21 protein-coding genes and 1 pseudogene are annotated in these 24,880 nt (G+C 40.7%); 9 read left to right on the top strand and 13 right to left on the bottom strand.

What is annotated here, in order from left to right:
• Position 1 precedes the first annotated feature (1 nt).
• A pseudogene (locus ACK8HY_RS16635) lies at positions 2-493 on the bottom strand (glycosyl hydrolase family 95 catalytic domain-containing protein); the annotation flags it as partial.
• 40 nt (positions 494-533) lie between these two features.
• The gene (locus ACK8HY_RS16630; protein ID WP_416134272.1) at positions 534-1,745 is read right to left on the bottom strand and encodes an aminotransferase class I/II-fold pyridoxal phosphate-dependent enzyme; all 1,212 of its coding nucleotides are present in this window, start codon (positions 1,743-1,745) and stop codon (positions 534-536) included.
• Positions 1,746-1,983: 238 nt separating this feature from the next.
• On the opposite strand from ACK8HY_RS16630, the gene ACK8HY_RS16625 reads away from it, so the two are divergent.
• A complete protein-coding gene (locus tag ACK8HY_RS16625; protein WP_077437508.1) occupies positions 1,984-2,442 on the top strand; it encodes an Lrp/AsnC family transcriptional regulator in 459 nt (152 codons plus the stop codon).
• Between the two features lie 26 nt (positions 2,443-2,468).
• Here ACK8HY_RS16625 and ACK8HY_RS16620 read toward each other — a convergent pair whose 3' ends face one another.
• From ACK8HY_RS16620 to fbaA, 6 genes are all read right to left on the bottom strand, one after another.
• The gene (locus tag ACK8HY_RS16620; protein ID WP_077437509.1) at positions 2,469-3,491 is read right to left on the bottom strand and encodes a bestrophin family protein; all 1,023 of its coding nucleotides are present in this window, start codon (positions 3,489-3,491) and stop codon (positions 2,469-2,471) included.
• 455 nt (positions 3,492-3,946) lie between these two features.
• The gene (locus ACK8HY_RS16615; protein ID WP_077437510.1) at positions 3,947-4,213 is read right to left on the bottom strand and encodes a PqqD family protein; all 267 of its coding nucleotides are present in this window, start codon (positions 4,211-4,213) and stop codon (positions 3,947-3,949) included.
• 481 nt (positions 4,214-4,694) lie between these two features.
• Complete coding sequence (locus ACK8HY_RS16610) at positions 4,695-7,085, bottom strand: peptide-binding protein (protein ID WP_416134271.1); 2,391 nt, start codon at positions 7,083-7,085, stop codon at positions 4,695-4,697.
• 422 nt (positions 7,086-7,507) lie between these two features.
• Complete coding sequence (locus ACK8HY_RS16605) at positions 7,508-8,176, bottom strand: sterol desaturase family protein (RefSeq protein WP_254846256.1); 669 nt, start codon at positions 8,174-8,176, stop codon at positions 7,508-7,510.
• A 235-nt stretch (positions 8,177-8,411) separates the two neighbouring features.
• Complete coding sequence (locus ACK8HY_RS16600) at positions 8,412-9,086, bottom strand: head GIN domain-containing protein (RefSeq protein WP_416134270.1); 675 nt, start codon at positions 9,084-9,086, stop codon at positions 8,412-8,414.
• Between the two features lie 216 nt (positions 9,087-9,302).
• Positions 9,303-10,382 (bottom strand): class II fructose-bisphosphate aldolase, encoded by a 1,080-nt coding sequence (gene fbaA, locus ACK8HY_RS16595; RefSeq protein WP_077437513.1) that lies wholly within the window; start codon positions 10,380-10,382, stop codon positions 9,303-9,305.
• A gap of 378 nt (positions 10,383-10,760) precedes the next feature.
• Here fbaA and ACK8HY_RS16590 point away from each other — a divergent pair, with 378 nt between their 5' ends.
• The 6 genes from ACK8HY_RS16590 (at position 10,761) to ACK8HY_RS16565 (ending at position 16,793) form a co-directional block, all read left to right on the top strand.
• The gene (locus ACK8HY_RS16590) at positions 10,761-11,108 is read left to right on the top strand and encodes an ArsC family reductase (RefSeq protein ID WP_077437515.1); all 348 of its coding nucleotides are present in this window, start codon (positions 10,761-10,763) and stop codon (positions 11,106-11,108) included.
• 94 nt (positions 11,109-11,202) lie between these two features.
• Positions 11,203-13,149, top strand: a complete 1,947-nt coding sequence (locus ACK8HY_RS16585; RefSeq protein WP_254846257.1) for a M1 family metallopeptidase — start codon at positions 11,203-11,205, stop codon at positions 13,147-13,149.
• Positions 13,150-13,293: 144 nt separating this feature from the next.
• Positions 13,294-13,980, top strand: coding sequence for a hypothetical protein (locus ACK8HY_RS16580; RefSeq protein WP_077437516.1), 687 nt, complete (start codon positions 13,294-13,296; stop codon positions 13,978-13,980).
• 117 nt (positions 13,981-14,097) lie between these two features.
• A complete protein-coding gene (locus ACK8HY_RS16575) occupies positions 14,098-14,511 on the top strand; it encodes an Rrf2 family transcriptional regulator (RefSeq protein WP_077437517.1) in 414 nt (137 codons plus the stop codon).
• Positions 14,512-14,517: 6 nt separating this feature from the next.
• Complete coding sequence (locus ACK8HY_RS16570; RefSeq protein WP_416134269.1) at positions 14,518-15,165, top strand: NAD(P)-dependent oxidoreductase; 648 nt, start codon at positions 14,518-14,520, stop codon at positions 15,163-15,165.
• A gap of 143 nt (positions 15,166-15,308) precedes the next feature.
• Positions 15,309-16,793 (top strand): amino acid permease, encoded by a 1,485-nt coding sequence (locus ACK8HY_RS16565; RefSeq protein ID WP_077437519.1) that lies wholly within the window; start codon positions 15,309-15,311, stop codon positions 16,791-16,793.
• A gap of 129 nt (positions 16,794-16,922) precedes the next feature.
• On the opposite strand, the gene ACK8HY_RS16560 is transcribed toward ACK8HY_RS16565, so the two are convergent.
• Entirely contained in the window at positions 16,923-17,468 is a 546-nt protein-coding gene (locus tag ACK8HY_RS16560) for a DUF1543 domain-containing protein (protein WP_077437520.1), read from the bottom strand.
• A 245-nt stretch (positions 17,469-17,713) separates the two neighbouring features.
• Between ACK8HY_RS16560 and ACK8HY_RS16555 the strand changes: the two genes are divergently transcribed.
• A complete protein-coding gene (locus tag ACK8HY_RS16555; protein ID WP_077437521.1) occupies positions 17,714-18,586 on the top strand; it encodes a serine hydrolase in 873 nt (290 codons plus the stop codon).
• A 317-nt stretch (positions 18,587-18,903) separates the two neighbouring features.
• Here the strand turns inward: ACK8HY_RS16555 and ACK8HY_RS16550 are convergent, their stop codons facing one another.
• From ACK8HY_RS16550 to ACK8HY_RS16535, 4 genes are all read right to left on the bottom strand, one after another.
• Positions 18,904-19,413, bottom strand: a complete 510-nt coding sequence (locus ACK8HY_RS16550; protein WP_077437522.1) for a hypothetical protein — start codon at positions 19,411-19,413, stop codon at positions 18,904-18,906.
• A 152-nt stretch (positions 19,414-19,565) separates the two neighbouring features.
• Positions 19,566-20,453 (bottom strand): bifunctional 5,10-methylenetetrahydrofolate dehydrogenase/5,10-methenyltetrahydrofolate cyclohydrolase, encoded by an 888-nt coding sequence (locus ACK8HY_RS16545; protein WP_077437523.1) that lies wholly within the window; start codon positions 20,451-20,453, stop codon positions 19,566-19,568.
• A 68-nt stretch (positions 20,454-20,521) separates the two neighbouring features.
• Positions 20,522-22,312, bottom strand: a complete 1,791-nt coding sequence (gene lepA / locus ACK8HY_RS16540) for a translation elongation factor 4 (RefSeq protein ID WP_077437524.1) — start codon at positions 22,310-22,312, stop codon at positions 20,522-20,524.
• Between the two features lie 148 nt (positions 22,313-22,460).
• A complete protein-coding gene (locus ACK8HY_RS16535; RefSeq protein ID WP_416134268.1) occupies positions 22,461-23,450 on the bottom strand; it encodes a cation diffusion facilitator family transporter in 990 nt (329 codons plus the stop codon).
• A 213-nt stretch (positions 23,451-23,663) separates the two neighbouring features.
• On the opposite strand from ACK8HY_RS16535, the gene ACK8HY_RS16530 reads away from it, so the two are divergent.
• Positions 23,664-24,869, top strand: coding sequence for a pyridoxal phosphate-dependent aminotransferase (locus ACK8HY_RS16530; RefSeq protein WP_416134267.1), 1,206 nt, complete (start codon positions 23,664-23,666; stop codon positions 24,867-24,869).
• The last annotated feature ends 11 nt before the right edge of the window (positions 24,870-24,880 follow it).

The following is a 24,880-nucleotide window of genomic DNA, read 5'->3' as shown; positions in this document are numbered from 1 at the left end:
GCGCCGCTGTAACGCCAAAATTGCCATCAATCTGAAAGGGCGGATGATAGTCAAAAAGATTAGGTAATGTCTTATCACTGATCAGATGTTGAAAAAGCAGATACGAATGATTGCCGTCATGCAGCCTGTTCCACATATTTATCTTCCAGGCTAAGCTCCAGCCTGTCGCCCCATCGCCCCGGCTCACAAGGGTTTTCTTGGCCGCTTCTGCAAGCGCTGGTGTCTGTAGCATCGAAATTTCGCTGCTCGGATATAAGCCATAGAGATGGGATACATGCCGGTGCTGTACTTCCGTTTCAGCATAATCTTCTATCCACTCCATCACACGTCCGGTTTTGGCGCTAATTTGTGTCGGGATTAATTTCGCCAGGACATCCCGGCAGCGATTGCCTAATTCTTGATCAACCTTCAAAATCTCGGTCATTTCAATATAATGTTGCAGCAATTCGCGGATGATCTGTTTGTCCATCGTGGCATCATAGGTAAAACTGGAAACTTCTCCGTTGGGCTATACAAAGCTATTTTCTGGCGAACTATCTTGTTATCAACACACCCGTCTTTATCATACATGCTTTCATCCGCTGATAAGTTCGGTCTATATCATGGTCCAGTCCGATCGAAAAACGGATCAATCCGTCTGAGATTCCCATGCTCAGACGTTCTTCTTCCGGAATTTCAGATGAAGTCGAATTTCCCGAACACGAAAATAAAGTTTTATAAAATCCAAGGCTTACGGCCAGGTATCCAAGATTTTCCGTTTGCATCAGTTCCATAAGTTCATTGGCCTTTTCTGTCGTTCCGGCATCCAGTGTCAGTATCCCTCCAAAGCCATATTCCGAATGCATCATATTCTTCAGCAATTCATGATGTCTGTGAGAGGCCAATCCAGGGTATGAAACTTTTAGTCCATCCTGTTCAAAACGTTCGGCGAGATAATGTGCATTGTGACTATGTTGCTTCACGCGGATATGGAGTGTCCTTAGATTTTTAAGGATACTGGCTGAGCGCAGACTATCCATCGTGGGACCGAGCAGCATACAAGCACCAGAATTTACATTTTTAGTAGCATCAATAAAATCCTGTGTCCCGCAGTAAACACCACCCACCGTATCACTGCTCCCATTGATAAACTTGGTCAGGCTATGAATGACGATATCCGCGCCGAATAAAGCTGGTGAAATTGACAAGGGTGAAAACGTATTGTCCACAACAAGTTTCAGATTATACTTTTTACATATTGTACCCAACTTTCTTAAATCCGCCACTTCCAATAAAGGATTACTGACGCTTTCACAATAGATTACTTTGGTCTTGGGACCTATCGCCTGCTCAATCGCCTCAAAATTGTTGATGTCAACAAAGCTTGTTTCAATTTGAAATGGAGGCAAAAAATTCTTCAGGAAAGCATAGGTTCCCCCATAGATGGTTCGGCTGGAGATAATATGGTCACCACTTTTACATAGCTGCAGCAAGACTGTGGTAATAGCTCCCATCCCAGATGCTGTCACATTGGCTGCTGCCGTATTCTCCAACTTGGCCAGCGCCTGTGCAAGATACAAATTCATCGGTGAGGAATGCCGGGAGTATAAATAGCAACCCTCTGCATTTCCTTCAAACGTATCGAACATGGTTTTGGCGGAAAGAAAAGTATAGGTAGAGCTATCCGAAATCGAGGGATTTACCCCACCGAATTCCCCGAAATATTGCAAATCTTGTATTTCATTTGCTGCATTAAAATCTTTCATCTGCTTATAATTTGGTTTTTAAGGGTTATAAAAGCTATCCGATTTATTTGCTGAGCATTCAATTTTGCTTTTAATAAAACTGGAAGCTTCCTAATTTTTTATTTATAAAATTGGATTTTTTCAAGATGTATTACAACAATTTTTAGGTATATTAGATTATAAATCTAATATTTACAACCACAAAAGAAAATATATCTAAAACAGCTAAACTTATCGCCTTTTAACCAAAAAATTATCTATGCAGTTTGATGAAACAGATAAAAAATTGTTGCAATTTCTACAGGAGGACGCCAAACAGACCAGCAAGGAACTGGCACATCGATTAGGGTTATCTGTCACAGCAGTCTATGAACGAGTGCGCAAGCTTGAAAACACGGGTGTTATTACTAAATACGTTGCGCTGCTCGATAAGCGAAAGGTGGGCAGAGATTTTATGGTATTATGCCATGTGAAGCTTACACAGCATAAAAAAGAATTCATCCAACAGTTTGAGCGAGAGGTTATGGATTTGGAAGCCGTGACCGAATGTTTCCATGTCAGCGGAGATTACGATTATATTCTAAAAATCTGTGTACAGGATATGGAAGACTACCGTAGCTTTATCCTGAACAGGCTTACCGTCCTACAGCATATCGCCAGTACGCATAGTTCCTTTATGATTTCGGAGGTAAAAAATACGCCGACTATTCTCCTGTAGCCCAATTAAAGGAGGGGCCTTATGAGCTAAACCAAAACACCGTTCTTGGATGCTATAGGCTCCGGCAGGTTTTCCTCGCCGACCATCTGCAGCAGGTCGATTTCAATAGTACGGCAAATCGAAAGCATGGGGATATCAAACATTAGGCCGCCGAAAGGATTTTCGGTATAATCTCCTACTAGTTCCATCACGATATAGATCCAGCCAATAACCACGCAAAATGGAATACTGGTCCAGATCCCCCAGTCGCCCAATTTCGCAAATTCATTGACCAATCCCAAAGGTAGTAGTAGAATTAGAATTACGTTAAATACAAAAGCCGTACTGGCAAACTGCCGTGGTGAGGGGAACTTTTTTATTCGTTCGGCCTGCCCCTGGAAATCGTAAAACTGATTGAGACAGTTCTGGAGCTGTGTCTGATTGAAATCGGTAATCAGCTGGTCATTTTTTAATGTATTGACATCTTTGGCCTGTTGCGCGATTAGGTAAGTCGCAAAGTTTTTATATGTCGACTGAGATTCAAACTCTTCCGTTGAGAGGTACTTATGTAAAAAAATGGGGGTACGGCTATAATCCGGGAACCCTGCCTTGATCAATCTATGTCGCTTCACATTCAATGCACCGATATGTCTTTTCAGACTGATATGTTCCCATTCCGTAGGAATGAGGAGCTGTTCCCGAAGCTGGTATAGCCATGCAATATGGCGGTAGGCCATTTTCTTTCTTCTTTCATTTAGGTCGTGCTGATCGCCTTGCTCTGTATCAAATGCATACAACATAGCCCCTAATGCGCGGCTGGAGTTGACGATGGCACCCCATATCTTTCGGGCCTCCCATAACCTATCATACGCCTGGTTATTTTTAAAACCTACATAAAATGCCTCCGCTGTACCAATCAGTGCCAATGGAACCCAAGGGATAATCATCCACTGCCAGTTAAAAAAATAATAAATGACCGCCACCAATGAACACCATCCTGTCAACCAGATCAGGTGTACCCCGGCAAGATTAAAGATCTGTTTGTAATTAAAATACTTTGTTGTGATCATAATAAAATATGCTAAGCAGCTACCGATCACGCAATAATCAATACATGCTCTGGCAGGATGATATATCTTTTTTTAGCTCATTCACTGAAAAACTTATTACCAGCTGAATGTACAATTTAAATTTTTATTGTCCAATATCATGCCTTATTTTCATAAGAACTCAATTATGTAAAAAATAATTGTTCTCTTATAAAAACGTTCTGTTGAATTCCAACTATTTTTCTGTTATGCTTTAATCAAGATAGATTTGAAATAAAAATTATCTTTTTATAGAAGACAAAAAAAAGATAATTGTCCAGACAAAATGTAAAAATTTACACAATCCGAACGACCAATTGGGAATTCGTTTGCCTTGACTGTAAACGTCAAATAATGAATCTACGTTGGAATTAAAAAGATACGAAATCAAAAAATTTGCGGAGCAACCGACACAATCAAATGTAGTTTTGGTATGATTAGATTAAAAAGCCTTGCTTTTCAAATTGCTTAACCAATTTTGCTGCATCTTTTTCAGCTTCTATTTCTTCCACTTCATAGTAATCCAACAATACCGCCGTTACACTTTCGACATTAAATTCCTTACCCTGAAGCTCCAGCCATATCTGTACAGCAGTCTCATTAAAAGTATAAACTTTGGACACGTCCAATTGATCCTGTCCTGGAAAGACTAAAATATGGTCATCGCCTAATTTGCGTAATTGTAAATCTCCTCTAAGTTTCATCTGGCTATATGCTGTTTTAAATCTATGACATCCAAATATAATCTTTGGTTTGTCTTTATACGAAATATATATACTTTTTACAATTAGGTCCGATTTGCTGTCCGACTTTCTTGTGGCTTCTATTCAAAAATACAAAAGACTGTGATAAATAAAAAAACTCAGCATTGAAAAAGGAAAATAAATAATCAACCGAAAAATTCGAAATTTGGAATAAAAGTAAAATTAAGTTTCTCAACAATCTCTTGTTTTTTATACCCTTGCGGGCGCAAAAGTCTAATAGCGTCAGCTCTAGGATTGAAGTAATTAAGCAATTCCTAAGTTATGGTTGAAACCTTTCGCGATTGGGCTTTTATTTTTTATCGTACAAGAAATTAATTGTACCTATAAAATTACAAAAAAATCGGGCTATCCAAACGGAGTGGATAGTCCCGATCTCTCCGCTATAAAAAGCAACAAGTCGTGACTATGTGCGTGAGCATGTCTAAAGCTGTAACTTCAATTCAAGTTGTTGCTGGTTTCTAAAAATAATAAGTGCTGGCTGGTCGGCATGTACATGCTTTTTAACGGCTTGCTGTAAAGCCATTAAATTCACGATTTTTTCCCCCTGATAGTCTAATAATACATCGCCTACGCGCAAACCACTTTTATAAAGCGTACTATTTTCATCCAACTGAATCAGCACGGCTCCAGCAATTGACGGTAATCCAGCTGCGGACTGCTCCCCGAGACTTTCAATAGATTTGAACCGCCCCCCTTTCCAGTCCCAAATTTGCCCCTGCTCTTTTGTACCGGATTGTATTAAATGTGGTATTTCCGGTTCAGCAGCAACGGCTTTTAATTTTTTGCTGACCACACCAAAATGCAGCATATCAAAATTTTTAAATCCCTGTCCGTTCCAGTCTTTCAGACGAAAGTCGCCATGCACAGGATCAATAAAATTCAAGACAATAACACGACCGTGCTTTTCCACGCCCTTGGCCTGATCTTTTTGCAGATCTTCTGCCCTACTGTACAGATTATCATCCACTTCTTCCCCCCAGTATTTAACCTGAATATCCTGGTGGGCCTGCATAACAATATTATCTCGAAATATGTCGTGGCTATGTTGAAACCATACATGCGGATGAAAGCCGTTATTGATCATTACATTGTTATATACTTTTCGGTAAAAGCCCTCCCGCAATTTCAATCCACCGCTTAAGCAAAGGTTATTGTAAATTTCATAATTTGAAGAGCCGTCATCAAGATCAATATCCCATCCATGATCACAGCGAAATCTATTGTCATGAATCTTGGTTGTTTTGACCGCATCCAGCAAGATCAAATTAGGATGTGCTGCTGCCAGTTCATCCATCTCTTTTCGATTAGGGTGCCAAAACCGATCGCGCCCCCAGGAATTAAAAGCACCGTGATCACTAGTTTCCAATACGGTATTAAAAACATCATTGTAGGCGATTTCATGACCTCCCCAGGTACCATCACCCACATTGATACCAGCACGGGGCACATTATAAATGGTATTGTTCAAAATACGTAAGGACTCGGCCATCGAAACCTGTACACCAGCAACCTGCTTTTCTATTAAGCCAATGTGATGAATCAGATTGTCACTGGCTTCGCAGTCCATGGGGTAGTTGTTGTTTTTTGGACCTCTGGCGGTGTCCATCTGACTAAGTGGCACAAATTTTTCGTACCGGAACGCAGCTGAGCGCACAGCTTCAGGATCACCCACAAAATTTATGGCTCCCGCGCCGATCTGATTGATCAGATTGCTTCGGATCTTCACATCCCGGTTATAATTACTGACGAAAATAGCATTCCCCCCCAATTCCATAAATTCGTTATCATGGAGAACACAATTTTCAGCGCCTTCAATTTTGATCGCACCCTGACGGTAGATGGTCCAATCGCTACGCAAGAGCGGTTCGGCTGTTTTAATAAAAGTTGGCGCGGTATGCGTAAAATGCAGGCCGCTGACTTCAATATTCCGCACCGGATCGGATACTGAACCAGAAATGTTTATTATATTTTCCAGCTGTGGCGCTACGAAATTTAATTGATTGGGATTTACCCCCTTTTCGGGCATATAATATAATGTCGCTGTTTGCTTATCCAAATACCATTCCTGGAAAGTATCCAACTCTTCAAGGATATTTTCGACAAAACGATAGGTTTCGTGCATTTTGCTTGGACGGTTGTTCTGTTCCCCACCTTCGAGTGTGACCTTTGTCGCACCATCTTTCCCGGTAATACGGTAATGGAAGCCGCCCCAACGTCCCGCGTGTAGCGCGTGCACAATGCCGCCGATCGGATTTTGCCAGGTACTTACACGTTCGGGACTCAATGCATCTGCAGCATAGCCCTGAAAGGGTAGAATAGTGGCATCATAATTCGGATAACGTGCCCGCACAAGTTTTGTTTTACCCACATAAAGGCTTTGGAAACTGATGCCTACTGGAACCTTGGCTTTCCAGATATTTTTTTCGCCCTGTTCCCAACTTAACTCCAGCGGTCTTCCACCACTAAGAATAACCTGTTTTCCCTCTGATTTTATCTTTAATGGACGCTTCGGTTTACCGGATAATTCCGCTGAGAGCTGTATTGGTTTATCCAGGTAATAGATTCCGCCTTTAAAAATAATTTCAATGCCTGAAATAGTCTTATTCTTGTTGTACTTTTCTGCGGCACGAAGGGCTGCATCAGCAGTAGCAAAGGGACGTGTTGCTGTTCCCGAATTTTGATCACTGCCTTTTGTACTGATATAAAAGCGCTTGACAGTAGCTGACTGCTGCGCCTGTAGACTAAAAGTCGGTAGACAGCCCGTGCCGATTAAAAATAGCCCGGCTACCTGGCAAAATGGTATCTTCATCATATCGGTATTTCATTTGGTTAATGTTCAATCAAAATCTTTTTTGTTTAGATCAATCACAGAGACGAAAATAAACCATTTATATCTTTAAAAAAGATATATCTTTTCTTTTTTTTAAGGCCGCAAGTCGTTCCTTATAATTTTGTATCTTTAAAAGACGACCCAAAATTGAACAATCGGATTTGGCATAAAAAGTCATTTGCTTTACAAACGACTTTCTTTGAACGCGGTTTCTACCAGGTTTCTATTCGATGATATTCTCAGTTCGATAATTTTCATGCTTAGCAGGCCATTATATAGCCTTACAGGAGAAGATATTAAGAGTAGATGCACCGTACGATACTAAATCTTCAGGTCAAAAAACATCAAACCCCGTCATTAAACAATGACGGGGTTTGATGTTTTTTGATATACAAAATTCCGTGTTATGCTTTTTCTTCCTTAAGCGTTGACGATTCTTTTTTGGATTCTTTTTCCTCGAAACCCGAACGCAGGATTTCATCCCATAGCGACGAACTCACACCAAAACCTTTTTCAGGATCCGAATAGTGATGCAACATATGGTGTTGTTTAATCCGTTTGAAAATACCACTCTTAAAATTAGCATGATGCATAGCATAATGGCATTCGTCATAGATTAGGTATCCAACCATAAATCCAGAGAAAAAACTAGCTAGGATAAACTCGTTTGAAAAGAACAATGTAAATCCAAAATAAACCAGCGCTGCCAAGGGAATACTTGCCGATAGCGGCATGACCAAACGCATCCGGTCCCTTGGGTAATCATGATGTACGCCGTGAAAAATAAAAGCGATTCGTTTACCCCATTCTGATGTGGGATGGAAATGGAATACCCAACGGTGGAGCGCATATTCAAATGCTGTCCAAAATGCCAGGCCAAAAACAAAGTATCCAATATATGTCAATAGGGAAACCTCTCCCCAAACCAGAGCTTTATACGAAAAGAAAATCACTACGGGTACATAGAAAATCAGAGGTACACTCCAATGCACTTTCGTCAAAGACTCTAAAAAGTCATTTTTGAACATGCGCGTAGATTCCGTAGAATTTGAAACATAATTACGCTTTGCCATAATACTATTTTTATTATTCCCTCACAAAAATAAGTATTTTAAGCACAAATGAAGAAGGCTGTAGCCTATAAAAACAAAATATTTGACCTTTTCAACAAAAAGGTTAAACACAAGCTCAAAGTGATATTTCGTCTAAAACCTTTTATTTGATCTCTTAACTTAAACTTTCGTTGGCAATTTACCCGAACAGCCTGTAAATCTGCCCTGGTAAAATTGACAAAATCAAGACAGTTGCTTATTTAAAAATGACTGTTCCACCCGCCATTTTCTTTTCTACACGTTGTTCAGGCTTGCCATATACATCTATCGTACCGCCAGCACGTGTTTGTGTCTCAATGGAATCTACTGCATTGACCTCTGCTTTTCCACCACCATTTACGGTAACAATCGTGGTTTTCGTTTTAAAATCTTTCCCCTCATATTTACCACCAAAATTGGAGATAACTTCCTGTCTGTCTGCCTTCCCATAAAGTGCGACCGTTGCTCCTGACGTCACCTTCACTGTAGCATTTTTTGTATCCACATATAGATCCACCAATCCACCTTCAGCGGCATAAAGTTTTACCTGGTCTGATGACACCGTATTATTTGATGTAGCAAATACTTTAGCTCCTTTTTTAGCCTCTATATTTTTCAGGCTTTTATAATAAACTTTAACAGAGATATTGCCGCCCTGCAACATATTCAGGGTATTCATTTTTAAGGTCAAAGAGCCATTGGTATTAACAACCTTTACATTCTCGTAATTCTGCCCCTCAAAAGTCACCAGCGACTCATTGGATTTGATCAATTCAACCTGTATTTTATCTGTAGCGGCAACCGAACTGAAATCGCCTACATTCTGCTTCGCCTGTCCAAAACTAACTTGGGTGATTAATAAAAGAAATGCACTTATTCCTAAAAACTTCATAATGATATTAGCTATATTTTTACTTTTTGATATACCTCCCCTACGATACACCGACTTGTAATTGCCTATAGGGTTAGTATATTTATTCTAACTTATTTCAAGTTGTTGATGTCAAAAAACACGCCAATCACCCTGGCTGTTCCCCTTTTTTAACCTATTTTGACAAAAAAAGGTATCCTGATCCAGGATACCTCTAAAGAATATATTTTATTCAGCTTACAATTTGCTGTTTACATCTACTGCATTCAAATCAGCAAAAGCTTCTTTTAAGCGAGCAACAAATGCTTCTTCACCTTTACGTAACCATACACGTGGATCGTAATATTTTTTGTTTGGAGAATCTGTGCCTTCAGGATTACCGATCTGCCCTTGCAAATAATCGTGGTTTTTAGCTTCATAACCTCTTACACCATCCCAGAAAGCCCATTGCATATCTGTATCGATGTTCATTTTGATCGCACCGTAAGAGATCGCTTCAGCAATTTCCTCTGGAGAAGAACCAGATCCACCATGGAATACAAAATTCACCGGCTTTTCAGCTGCAAGGTTATATTTTTCGCGGATATATTCTTGAGAATTGTGTAAGATTACTGGTTGTAATTTTACGTTACCTGGTTTATAAACACCGTGTACGTTACCGAAAGCCGCAGCAACAGTAAATTTGTCAGATACTTTCGACAATTCTTCGTATGCATAAGCAACTTCTTCCGGTTGTGTATATAATTTGGAGCTGTCAACATCCGAGTTGTCAACACCGTCTTCTTCACCACCTGTAACACCCAATTCGATCTCAACAGTCATCCCTAGTGGTTTCATACGCGCTAAGTATTTTGCAGAAATTTCAATATTCTCCTCAATTGGTTCTTCAGATAGATCCAACATGTGTGAAGAGAACAATGGCTTACCGTGTTGTGCGAAGAATTTCTCACCAGCATCCAACAAACCGTCGATCCAAGGTAAAAGTTTTTTGGCCGCGTGATCGGTGTGCAAAATTACCGCAACACCATAGTGCTCTGCCAATAAATGCACGTGTTGTGCTGCAGATACTGCTCCTAATACACAAGCTTGCAAGTTGTCATTATTTAATGTTTTACCTGCATAGAATTGTGCGCCACCATTTGACAATTGAATAATTACTGGAGAGTTTACTGCTTTAGCAGTTTCCATTACCGCATTGATAGAATTTGTTCCGATAATGTTTACCGCAGGCAAAGCAAACCTATGTTTCTTTGCAACTTCAAACAACTCTTGTACTTGATCTCCTGTCAATACACCTTTAAAATCTTTTAGGCTCATATTACTGTTATTGATTTATTTTAATCTTTATTAACTCTTGAAGCTACTAAATTATTAAAAATAATTATTACTTCCTAATTTTTATAGTGTACTAAATACACTATCAATTATTTATTACCCTATTCCTTCTGCAGCAGAATATAATCTCTTTCACTCCACTGGAAGGACCTGAGCAATCCAGCTTTGCAAAAGCAAACTATCCTTTGGATCTGGTTTTCATCGGGGGCCACAATGACAGATCTTTTACTATATTGGATGAAACGTTGCTCAGTAGCAATCCATCGCCGTTCCGCTACCGCATCGAAAAAAATAGGTTTAATAACACTTAAAATACATCGCAGATTATTTAAATTTGATCTCACTAATATTGTAATCATTATGCTACAGGTATACGGTATCAAGAATTGTAACACAGTTAAAAAAGCCTTAACATGGTTAGAAGACAATCAGATTGCCTATCAATTTCATGACTTCAAAAAAGAAGGTGTCAGTGATGAAAAACTCAGAGAATGGGAAGAAAAAGCAGACTGGCAGTCACTGGTCAACAAAAAAGGTACCACCTGGAAAAAATTGAGTGCAGAGCAACAAGCAAGTGTCGTTGACGCAAACAGTGCCAATCAAGTTTTAAAAGAACATACCAGCATGATCAAGCGTCCTGTAATCGAACACAGTAAGGGTATCTTGCTCGGATTCAGTGAAGACGATTATAACAGCAACTTAAAATAATTGTTACAAGCTCCTTTAAAAAGGAGCTTTTTTTTTTCTTATGTACTTTTCATTGTATATTGGTACCAATAAACATAATTTAAATCAAACAACTATGATGAAAAGACTTGCATTGGCTTCGTTGAGCCTTGTTGCATTGAGCTACGCTTTTCCATCCTTTTCTCAGGAAAAAACATCCAACTATAGTTATACTGAAGCTTTTGCTCCATTGTTTTTTAAAAATAATGGAAACGAATATCGCTCCGCGGCCGGAAAACCAGGCCCGGGATATTGGCAGAATTCCGCAGACTACAAGATACAGGCCTCTTTAAACGACCAAAATGATCAGGTGACCGGTGCTGTAGAGATTACCTATAGTAACAACAGCCCGGACAATATGGATTACCTTTGGCTTCAGTTAGACCAGAACATGTTTTCACAACATGGGCGTGGTCAATTAATTTCCCCGTTAACCAATAGCCGTTATGGTGATGGAAATTCAAAATTTGACGGCGGTTACCAGATCCAGTCTGTCACTGACGCCAATGGCAAAGCCATAGAGCACATCATCGATGATACACGTATGCAGCTACGTCTGCCCGCCGCACTAAAAAGCAAGGGCGGAAAAATGACATTCAAGATTACCTACCAATATACCGTACCACAATACGGTGCTGACCGTACCGGTATACTCGATACTAAAAACGGGAAAATCTATGCCATTGCCCAGTGGTTCCCCAGACTCTGTGTATATGACGATATCAGAGGCTGGAATACCTTGCCTTATACAGGCCCTGGAGAATTCTACCGCGAATTTGGCAATTATCAGGTAGAGATCACAGCACCGGCTAATCATATCGTTGTACTTGGTGGGGAACTCTTAAATCCGCAAGAAGTATTTACTGCAGATCAGCTCAAAAGATATCAGCTCGCTTTACGCAGTGATGAAACTGTATTGATTCGTTCCGCCGAAGAAGTGACCGCAAAAAATTCCAGACCGAACAAAAAGACGTTGACCTGGAAATACCAGCTCAACAATGCACAGGACATTGCATGGGCTTCCTCTACCGCCTTTATACTGGATGGTGCCAAGATCAATCTACCCAGTGGCAAAAAAGCCCTTGCCCTTTCGGCTTATCCGGTGGAAAGTAACAGCAACAATGCCTGGGAGCGTTCGACAGAATACACCAAGGCTGCCATCGAAATTTATTCCAAAAACTGGTTTGAATACCCCTACCCGGTGGCCGTAAATGTCGCGTCTAATGTGGGTGGTATGGAATATCCGGCCCTTTCATTCTGTGGTAATCAAGCCAAGGCAGGTTCGCTTTGGGGAGTAACCAACCACGAATTTGGCCACAACTGGTTCCCGATGATTGTTGCCTCCAACGAACGTGAACACGGCTGGATGGATGAGGGTTTCAATACCTTTATCAATGAACTGGCAACACAAGAATTTAATAATGGCGAATATTATCGTGCTCAGGCGAGTCGCTCCTATATTTTCACATCGCAGAACCTTGAGCCGATTATGAGTACCCCACAAAATATGAAGGAACGTAATATCGGTGCACTCGTTTATTACAAACCAGCCTATGGACTAAAATTATTGCGCAATCAGATTATTGGCAAAGAGCGCTTCGATTACGCTTTTAAAAAGTACATCCAGGAATGGGCATTTAAACATCCAACACCAGAAGATTTCTTTAAAGCGATCGAAAACGGAACCGGCGAAAACCTGAATTGGTTCTGGCGGGGCTGGTTTGTCAACAACTGGCAAATGGATCAGGCGATCAAGTCCGTGTCCTATGTCAACAATCAACCTATGCTCGGCGCATTGGTTACAGTAGAGAATCTGGAAAGATTACCGATGCCTACTATTGTTGAGGCAACTACAGTATCCGGCAAAAAAATAAGAAAAAAACTACCCGTGGAAATTTGGGAAAGAAACAAAACATGGCAATTTAAAATCGCAACAAACGAACCTTTACAGTCTGTTCAGTTAGACCCTGATGATGTAATGCCAGATAAGAATCCTGACAATAACACATGGAAAGCAAATTAGCACAATAATTCAAAATCTATTCGTTATTTTTGATAAGGAAATGCGACGTCATGAAGCCATTATGAACGATTTTTTCGGTTCATAATGGTTTCATCGCAATAAACAAAAGGCAACAAGCTCATTATTATATATAATTATATCCCCATGAAAGTAATACAAACGATTCTAAGCTGCTTATTGATGACCTTGATCTCTGGACAACTATTAGCACAGGAAAAAACCAAAGGTATTATTATGGAGCTTGTCAGTGGAGAAAAAATAGAAGCTGCGCAGATCCAGAATTTACGGAGCAAAGTAGAAGTTCAGACCAACCGCGATGGATCATTTGCTATTGATGCTAATATCAATGATCTCTTATTGATCAAAGCGAACGGATACGAACAAGATACGGTATTTATTTATGATTCAAGTCTACGAAGAATCTATCTGAACAGAATAAACACCCCTATTGAATTAAGTCAAGTTGTCGTCGAACGGATGACCGATAGTAGACTTGCAGCAGAAATTCAACGGGAAAAAGAAGCTGGGAAATATTCTGATGTCAGTAAAAACCGCGGGGGGATCCGTATCTCTCCTAGCCGTATATTTAGCAAGGAAGGAAAACAGGCTCGCTCAAACTATAAACTTCTCGTAGCAGAAATGGAAAAAAGAGCCGTTGACCGGAAATTTACAGACAATCTCATCAAAGAGCTGACACCATTGAATGCCGCTGAACTAGCACTATTTAAAGAAAGATTTAGACCTTCTTATCAGTTTATCCAAAATAGCAGCATGGAAACATTGCGGGTCTATATCATGGATAGCTACAAAAAATTTAACGAGAAAAAATAAAAAAAAGGACTTTTTATCATATGATTGTCAGAAGGTTTTAAACTGTAATATTTTTTATTTCAGTTTAAAACCTTTCTATTACCTTTGTGTTATCAAATTAAAAAAATCAGCAACGGAATGTTACACAACTTGAGATTTGCAACAGCTTTACACATTATGGTTTTAGCACAATTGGAGGAGTCCGGACAATGGCTCTCTTCCGAATACATCGCTTCAAGCATCCAGGTAAATGCTGCTGTAGTTCGCAAGGAAATCGCTTCCCTTAAAACGGCTGCCTTATTAATCAGTAAAGAGGGCAAAGGCGGTGGGATTCGCATAAACGATGAAAAAGAACGTATCACCCTTGCGGACATTTATTTCAGTACAAAACAACAGGAGCTTTTGGGTAAATTCAACAACCCGAACCCGGCCTGTGTCGTAGGTAAAAACATCAATGCCAAATTGCAGGATCTCTATCAGGAAGTCGACACTGATATTGCCGTACGTTTGGAGAAGATAACGTTAGCTGATTTTAGTAAAACATTTAATTAAAAACACATGAAAGTAGCAGTAATTGGATCCACAGGATATGTAGGAACACATCTTGTCAAAGAATTGGTTGACCGAAACTACGAAGTTATCGCAATCGCTCGCCATACAGAAAGCATTCCATCAAATGACAATATCACAAAAGTAGAAGCTGACATCAATAACCACGAACAATTGGTAAATGCATTAACAGGTGCGGACGTCGTGATTTCAGCTTTTAATGCCGGTTGGACCAACCCCAACCTTTATGCGGATTTTACAAAGGGTGCCTTAGCTATTCAACAAGCTGTAAAAGATGCCGGTGTCAAACGTTTTATTGTTGTTGGTGGAGCAGGAAGTTTATTAATCGACGGCAATCGTTTGGTCGATTCACCTGAATTTCCTCAGGAAATTAAACCTGGAGCCCTAGCTGCAGCAGATTACCTCGATACCATTCGCAAAGAAAATCAGCTTGACTGGACAATGATCAGCCCTGCCATCGAAATGAATTCGCATGCGGGCGGTACACGGACTGGCCAATACCGTACAGGACTGGATAACCCTGTATTTGATCAAGAAGGTCGTTCCAGGCTATCTGTTGAGGACCTTGCAGTTGCCATTGTTGACGAGATCGCTAATAAACAATTTATCAACAAACGTTTTACAGCGGCATACTAACGGCTATACAATCGGTTGATTTATATTTAATACAAAATTTTATTACAAAAGGGAAGCGCAATCTTCCCTTTTGTCGTTGATATCATTTATATTTGACATTAATTAAACAATTAGAAGCTAAATAATCGTAAAGAATTAATCCTATGCTATTTAAAAAATCGATTCCTCAACTGATCGCTGAGGCAAATGAAAATGGTGAACATACGCTAAAGAGAACGCTATCCAGCACCGGCCTGATTGCCTTGGGTGTTGGAGCCATCATCGGCGCAGGACTATTTTCCTTAACCGGAATTGCTGCCGCTGAAAACGCTGGTCCCGCTGTTATCCTATCTTTCATTATTGCCGCCGTTGGCTGTGCTTTTGCAGGTCTTTGTTACGCCGAATTTGCTTCCATGATTCCGGTCGCTGGAAGTGCTTACACCTACTCTTATGCGACCATGGGAGAATTTGTAGCCTGGATCATCGGTTGGGATCTTGTACTGGAGTATGCGCTAGCAGGGGCTACCGTAGCCGTCAGTTGGTCACAATACTTTAATCAGCTCCTGATGATATTCCATATCCATTTGCCCGACATATTACTTAAGGGCCCTTGGGAAGGCGGGATGGTCAATTTACCCGCAATCATCATCGTATGCTTGCTTTCCCTGCTATTGATGAGAGGAACACAGGAATCCTCGACCGTAAATAACGTATTGGTTATTTTGAAAGTGGGTGTTGTACTGATTTTTATTGCATTGGGATGGAGCTTTATAAATCCTGCAAACCACGATCCTTTTATCCCTGCAAATGCTGGGGAGGAAATGGTAAAAAATGGACAGCAAAGCTTATGGACTTTTCTAAAGAGTGATGATTTTGGCCATTTTGGAATCAGCGGTGTATTACGTGCAGCTGGCGTTGTGTTTTTTGCTTTCATTGGTTTTGATGCGGTCAGTACTGCTGCACAGGAAGCGAAAAACCCGAAAAAAGGAATGCCAATTGGTATCATCGGATCATTGATTATCTGTACGCTTCTTTATGTACTGTTTTCCTATGTCATGACCGGTATTGAAAACTACACCATGTTTAAAGGCGATGCCAAACCAGTAGCAACAGCATTTGCGAAAACGGGATATCATTTTCTGAATACAGCTTTGATTATTACGATTATTGCAGGTTATACTTCCGTTATTCTTGTCATGCTACTCGGCCAAAGCCGTGTATTCTACTCGATGAGTAAAGATGGATTACTTCCAAAAATATTTTCTGATCTTTCCAAAAGACAGACTCCTTGGAAAACAAATGCGATCTTTATGGTGTTTGTAAGTATCTTCGCTGGATTCGTTCCGGTCTCTGATCTGGGCCATATGGTTAGTATAGGTACACTATTTGCCTTTACATTGGTTTGTGTAGGCATATTGGTGCTCCGCAAAACCGATCCGAATTTAGAACGTCCATTCAAAACACCTTTAGTGCCTTTTGTACCGATTATGGGTATCATTGTCTGTGTACTCATGATGGCCTCACTCCCTATTGAAAGCTGGGAGCGTCTAGCAATATGGTTGGCTTTAGGCCTATTGATCTACTTCGTTTATGGTAAAAAGCATAGTGTTATCCGTAAACAGCACAGGGATCAACAAGGCATACAATAACAGGGGGTAAACAACACCCTTTAGAAATAGTTATTTCTCCATAAAAATAGCGGGCTTCAAAAAATGAAGCCCGCTATTTTTATACCGACAATACGTTTTCTGAATTGATACTAGCCCCTATCCCATCGCTTAGAGGGCACTTAGTTTAAAATAGCCATTTGCGACCACATCTTCTTTCAATCCTGCTTTTGGAACAATCTGAATATGGTACTTCGCTTTGTCCACATCAAGCAACAGATCTTCTATTTCATAAATATCATCTACATCCAATCCATATTTGTCATCAATATGGGCTGTACTATGGTGTTTCCAAAAAACTGTACGTTTGGCCTTCTCCGTTGCTTTAGCCAAATTAGGGGCAACAATCAGTTCTTTATAATGGAATTCATCAAACTCGTTCGGTTTATAGCCCCCCAAGTTGACAAAAAACAATTTCAATTCCGTATCTGGCACAGCTGTAGCGTTATTTTTTTCCTGTACCGTAATTTCATACTCCCCAATCTTATTGACCACACGATAGGCATCAATATGAATTTTGCCATCAGCGTCAGGCCAAAATTCTTTAATTGGCTCTATGAAATCCTTTAGCTCATTGCCGATTCCAAAAAAAATATCGTGCTGTTCGGTGCGTCTATTTTTCGGTTTACAACCGATCAAAATCATAAATAATTTCATCTGTATAAATTTGTTTATCCATTAGTCCATTTTCCCAATAAGGCAATAGTTAAAAGCATTCATTTGCAATGGCTTTCATGAGCTCACTTCATGCGGCCTTCGGCGGTTCTAACGTTCCATGTGGAATATTCAGGCTATTTCAATTATAGTGTGCTTTCCAATCACGGATATTTTCATAACTTAAGCCCATTAAATAATAAAAATAACGATTATTCATCACATTTAATACAGATAAAAGCCTGATTATGAGTAAAATTTTCCTATCATTTACGTTACTATTCCTTTCTTTATGCTCTTTTGGACAAAAACGAAGTACAGATAAAAAGCTTGAAAAACAGATCAAACAGCTTATTCAGGGTTTTCAGGGCGAAGTAGGTATCTATGTACATGACCTCAAGAAACACAAAGAAGTTAACATCGGGGCCGACAGTATCTTTCCAACGGCAAGTGTTGTCAAGATCCCCATTTTAGTGGGTGTCTTCGATAAAATTGAAAAAGGGCAGTTACAATTGGACCAAGAGTATATCTATCGTGAAAGTCAAAAATATGGTGGTTCGGGACTGATGCAATTTTTTAAGGACAGCAGCAAGGTGGACCTTAAAACCCTGATTGCTCTCATGCTCTCCTATAGCGACAATGTCACCAGCATTTGGAACCAAAAGCTCGCTGGCGGCGGAATAGCCATCAACAGATTGATGGCCGACCTTCAATTAACCCATACCCGTGTCAACTCACAGACAGAAGGAAGAAAAGCCGATTGGGAAAAGTATGGCTGGGGACAGACCACGCCCAAAGAGATGGCCGATCTCCTGACCTTGATCCGTCAGGGAAAAGTAGTTTCAGCAAAATCCGCTGACCGGATGTACCGTTTTCTGGGGAATATGTTCTACGACGAAAGGGGGCTTTCCCAGATTCCTGCCACCGTCAAATCGGCATCCAAAACCGGATCCCTGGACGATGTCCGCAATGAAGTCATCTTGGTCAATGCCTCAAAAGGCGACTATGTATTCAGTATATTCACCAAAAACAACCAGGACAAGAGCTGGGGTAAAACCAATGCAGCGGAAGTGTTAACACGTGATCTCTCTAAATTACTATGGGATTACTTCAACAGGTAAAATTTCGGCCTGCCTGCATTTAACTGCTATCTCCCGGACTACGGTAATATCATTTGTCAATGTTAAATTGTATCCAAAAGAGGGCATGCCTGGAGGCTCATTATTGTTGTCATTTCCATGCAGTTTATTGCATTCAACAATGTAAACACTTCTTAATGGCCTGGAATATCCTGCTGCAATATCGATCAAAGCCCGCTAGGACACCTCGGTGGTACAGCGGTAAAAATTCAAGCATGAATGTCTATCAATGCCGATCAAAGGAAATAAAAAAAACGGAGCTGTTTTAGTCTCCGTTTTTTTATTTTCAACTAAGCGAATTAGTTTTTCAGCGCTTCACCAACATTTTTGGCTTTCCGGCTGATGTCTTCACCTACTTTTTTAGTACCATCAGCAACATCTTTAGCAGCCTCTTTAGTGCCGTCAGCAACATCTTTCGCTACATCCTTCGTTTTATCAACAGCGGTATTCGCAGCATCTACCGTAGCATCTTTCGCATCATTTAACCCTTCTTTCACATCCTGACCAGCTTCACGCAATGCTGCTTTGGTTTTTTCCCAAGCTGTATTAGCCTCTTCGGAAGCAGCACGTGCTTTTTCTTCGGCAGCCTTGTCACCTTTGGCGATTGCTTCATCTAAAGCTTTCTTAGCTTCCTCTGCTTTCAGACGCGCGCTTTCTTCGGCATTCTTTAAATCTGCTATTGCTGCATCCACATGTTCACCTACTGTTTGCGCAGTATCTGTCGAGTCTGACGCTTTCTTGTCCGAATTATTGCAGGAAGACATTACCAATGCTCCTGCTACTACTGCTAAAAGTGCGATTTTTTTCATTAGAATAATTGTTTTTTAATGGCAAGAATTCATCAAGAATTTATATTTGTCCATTTTCGACGCCTATCAACTGCATGATGTTTTCTATGTAAGTTTGTAATTATATGATTAACTAATCTTCAATTTACAACTTCTATGCCAAATAGAAAAACTTACGGTTTCGGATAAATGGTTCCCTTCGCCGCTTCCAATGTATTTTTCAATAATCCGACGATGGTCATCAAGCCCACACCACCTGGTACCGGAGTGATCCAGGAAGCCTTTGGTGCTACATGCTCAAAGTCCACGTCACCATATAATTTAAATCCAGATTTAGTTTCTGTAGATGTTTCTCTATTGATTCCCACGTCAATCACTACAGCCCCCTCTTTGACCATATCTGCGGTAACAAAATTCTTCCGACCGATTGCAGCTACAACGATATCAGCACGTAATACCTCGGTTTTAAGATCTTTCGTACGGCTATGCGTCAATGTAACAGTACAGTTTCCAGGAGTGGCGTTACGAGCCAATAAGATGCTCATCGGCGAACCAACAATATTACTACGGCCTACGACCACAGCATGTTTGCCCGCTGTATCGATCTTGTAATAATCCAACATCAACATAATACCATAAGGTGTCGCTGGGATAAAACATGGAAGATTACGTTGCATGCGACCAAGGTTAACCGGGTGAAATCCATCCACATCTTTACGGTAATCTATCGCTTCGGTAATTTTGTCCGGATCAATGTGTTTGGGTAAGGGCAATTGCACGATCAGGCCATCGATAGAATCATCTTTATTGATTTCCTGAACCTTGGCGATCAATTCCTCTTCAGTGATTGTCTCATCATAGCGGATGTTTGTCGATTCAAAGCCGACCAATTGGCAATTACGCATTTTGCTCGCCACATAAGTCTCGCTACCACCGTCGTTACCGACCAGGATAGCTACCAAATGTGGTTTCCGACCCGTTTGAGTTGTAAATTCAGCCGCATCCAAAGCAATCTGCTCTTTAATTTTTTCGGAAACTAGTTTACCATCTAATAGATTCATGTTTAGGAGATTTGATTGTATTTAAAAGGAGCCCAAGAGCTCCTTTATTTTGTATAATTTAAATGTTATTAATCCAATTTCAATACCGCCATAAATGCAGATTGCGGAATTTCTACGTTCCCAACCTGACGCATGCGTTTTTTACCTTTTTTCTGTTTTTCCAACAATTTACGTTTACGCGAGATATCACCACCATAACATTTCGCAGTTACATCCTTACGCAAAGCGGAGATCGTCTCACGGGCGATAATTTTCGCGCCAATAGAGGCCTGTATACGAATCTCAAACTGTTGGCGTGGAAGAAGTTCCTTTAGTTTCTCACAGATTTTCTTACCAAAATCGTAGGCATTGCTGCGGTGGATCAAAGAAGACAGAGCATCCACAGGCTCATCATTCAATCGAATATCCAGTTTAACCAGATCCGAAGTACGGTAACCGATTTGGTGATAGTCAAACGAAGCGTAACCTTTGGAAATAGTTTTCAGCTTGTCATAGAAGTCAAATACGATTTCTCCCATTGGCATTTCAAAGACCAATTCCACACGATCCGAAGTCAGGTAATGCTGGTTCATGATCGTACCACGTTTTTGAATACACAAGGACATGATCGGCCCTACGAAATCCGATTTGGTAATGATATTCGCTTTGATATAAGGTTCTTCAATTGAATCCAATTTGCTTGGATCAGGTAAGTCCGAAGGGTTGTGTACGATTACTTCTTCCTTATCTTTCGTCATATACGCTTTGTAGGACACGTTGGGAACCGTAGTGATTACCGTCATGTCAAACTCTCTTTCCAGACGTTCCTGAATAATTTCCATGTGAAGCATTCCCAAGAAACCACAACGGAAACCAAAACCTAAAGCCGCTGAGGACTCTGGTTCAAAGACCAAAGAAGCGTCGTTCAACTGCAGACGGTGCATAGATTCACGTAGTTCCTCATAGTCTTCTGTATCTACCGGGTAGATACCGGCAAAGACCATTGGTTTCACTTCCTCAAACCCTTGGATTGCCTCGCCACAAGGGCGGTCTTTATGGGTAATGGTATCCCCTACCTTCACTTCACGTGCTTCCTTGATACCAGAAATAATATAGCCTACATCCCCTGTTTTAATAACCTCTTTTGGCACCTGATTAAGTTTCAATGTACCAATTTCGTCTGCAAAATACTCTTTACCCGTCGCTACGAATTTTACGCGATCCCCTTTGCGGATTTCGCCATTTTCAACTTTGAAATAAGCCATGATTCCGCGGAAAGAGTTAAATACAGAGTCAAAGATCAAAGCCTGTAACGGTGCATCTGCATCACCGACCGGATGAGGAATACGTTCAACAATGGCTTCCAGAATATCCGGAACTCCGAGACCGGTCTTCCCAGATGCAGGAATAATCGCATCACGGTCACCACCGATCAGGTCAACGATCTGGTCTTTCACCTCTTCGGGCATCGCTCCCGGGAGGTCCATCTTGTTTAAAATAGGGATAATCTCCAGGTCATGCTCCAACGCCAAATATAAATTTGAAATTGTCTGTGCCTGAATACCCTGCGATGCATCCACGATCAACAGCGCCCCTTCACAGGCGGCAATAGAACGGGATACCTCGTATGAAAAGTCAACGTGTCCGGGAGTATCAATCAGGTTCAAGATATATTCTTGACCATCTTTTTTATAATTCATTTGGATGGCGTGACTCTTGATCGTAATACCACGTTCACGTTCCAAATCCATATTATCAAGTAATTGTGCCTGTGCTTCGCGCTGACTGATGGTATTGGTATACTCTAAAAGGCGATCTGCCAAAGTACTTTTGCCATGGTCAATATGCGCAATAATACAGAAATTACGAATGTGCTTCATATAGGATTTTTAAACTCTTTTGCTAAAAGGCAAAGATACCTTTTTTTATACATATTTATAGAATCAAGTATATTTTTCATCAGTCGACTATAGCCTAATGAAAAGTTTCGCTATACACATGAGACACAAGCAGAAAGCATTTTCATTTTTAGTCCGCCACGGCATAGGAGAAATGCTTCTGATTGCGGGTTACCTTATCCATATCCCAAGCGATCTTACCTTTAAACTGTTCCGAACGGATTGGGCAGTCCGCCACCTGGCAATAACGGCAGCATTGCGGGAGACAAGGATCCGCATGGACAAAAAACTCGGTACGCACGGACATTTCCTTGTTGACAATCTTATCGACGGCCGAAATCTCATCATGAACTTTCACCAAATCCAGGTAATTTGGTAAAGTGAGGTGACAATCCACATGCAGTTCGTTGCCATAACGCTGCACCCGAAGATTATGTACATCAATCCATTCGGCCTTACGATTACGTTCCAAGATCGCTACTACATCCTTTACAAGCTCGGTATCGGATTCATCCATCAGTCCACCGATAGACTGCCGCAACAATTTGTAACCATTAAACAGGATAAAAAGTCCCAATATAATAGAGATCACCACGTCAATCCATTGAAACCCCGTGAATTTCATCAGCAACAAACCCAAGATTAAGCCTATGGTGCTGTAAGCATCCACCTGCAGGTGTTTACCATCCGCCACCAAGGTAATGGATCCCAGCGCACGTCCCCTTTTCATGATATAAAAACCTATCGCAAAGTTGATCAGCGATGTGACACCAATCAGGTAGATTCCTTGTTCGAGATGCGTAATTTCTGCAGGGAAAAAGATATTGTAACAGGCTTTGGCTAAAATAATCGCACCAGCGATAAAGATCAGTCCCCCTTCAAGAAAAACAGAGAAAAACTCCACCTTACCATGCCCATACGGGTGATTTTCATCTTTCGGTTGTGCTGCAAGATAAATGCTATAGAAAGCGAAACCAGAGGCCACAACATTGACAATACTTTCGGCGGCATCCGTAAAGATCGCGCTTGAACCTGTTAAAAAATACGCTACAAACTTAATCAGCATTAAGCCTATTCCCGTAAACAGCGATAATAAAACCAATCTTGTTTGTCTCGACATGACCTGTATTTTGTAGGGGCAAAGGTAAAGATATAACGTCAAATCAACTTGATTAGTTTCGCACATCACCATCACAGCGGTGTCAATATTGATGTGCTAAATCGCATCAATCGCTTTTTGTTAGCAAAGCCCCAATAAAAACAGCCTTTTTCTTTGTAAATTTTCAAAAATAAAGACCATTATTTGCAACGTATATAATATCTTTGTCTTACCATGAGCACATCATCATACTTATCAGACAGGATAAATAATTTGTCCGAATCGGCTACACTTAAAATGACCAAGTTGGGCCGCGAATTAGCAGCAAAAGGCGTTAATGTAATCAGCCTTAGCGTAGGTGAACCTGATTTTAACACCCCTGAACATGTAAAAGATGCAGCAAAGAAGGCCCTGGATGAAAACTGGACACGTTATTCGCCAGTACCGGGATACCCTGAATTGCGTCAGGCGATCGTGAATAAATTGAAGACAGAGAACAATCTGGATTATGATATTTCGCAGATCGTTGTTTCAACAGGTGCGAAACAATCCTTGTCTAATGTGATCTTAACGTTGATCAATCAGGGTGATGAGGTGATTATTCCCACACCATATTGGGTGTCCTATTCAGAAATGGTCGTGTTAGCAGAGGGAAAATCAGTATTTATCAATACCGAGATCGACAACAACTTTAAGATTACCCCAGAGCAGTTGGAAGCGGCCATTACGCCAAAAACCAAATTGTTTATGTTCTCTTCACCAAACAATCCAACTGGAACGGTTTATAGTAAAGATGAACTAGCGGCATTGGCTAAAGTTTTTGAAAAACATCCACAGGTATTCATTCTATCTGATGAGATCTATGAGCACATTAACTTTGTAGACAAACACGAATCTATCGCGCAGTTTGACAGCATCAAGGATCGCGTTATTATCATCAATGGTTTCTCCAAAGCCTTTGCCATGACAGGCTGGCGTTTGGGTTATATTGCGGCCAACAAAACTATCGCGGCAGCAAATGATAAATTGCAGGGCCAGACAACATCAGGTACCTGCTCGATTTCGCAACGTGCGGGTATCGTCGCTTACGAACAAGGATTGGAATCGGTCAATAAAATGAAAGAGGCTTTTGCGCGTCGTCGTCAATTGGTTTACGATCTATTGAGTGATATCCCAGGTGTACGTACTAACCTTCCGGAAGGTGCTTTCTATTTCTTCCCTGAAATTTCATCCTTCTTTGGCAAGAAAGACCAAGATGGCAATATCATCAAAAATTCATCTGATCTAGCTTTATATTTATTGAATGTTGGTCACGTCGCAACCGTAGGCGGTGACTCTTTTGGTAATGACAACTACATTCGTTTATCTTATGCTGCTTCTGACGAAAGTCTGATCGAAGCATTAAAGCGAATCAAAGAAGCATTAGGCAAATTAGCATAATCAATACACAG

The organism is Sphingobacterium sp. NGMCC 1.201703 (genome assembly GCF_047784615.1).
In the GTDB taxonomy this organism is placed as follows: Bacteria; Bacteroidota; Bacteroidia; order Sphingobacteriales; family Sphingobacteriaceae; genus Sphingobacterium.
This window is presented reverse-complemented; position numbering and strand designations above follow the sequence as displayed.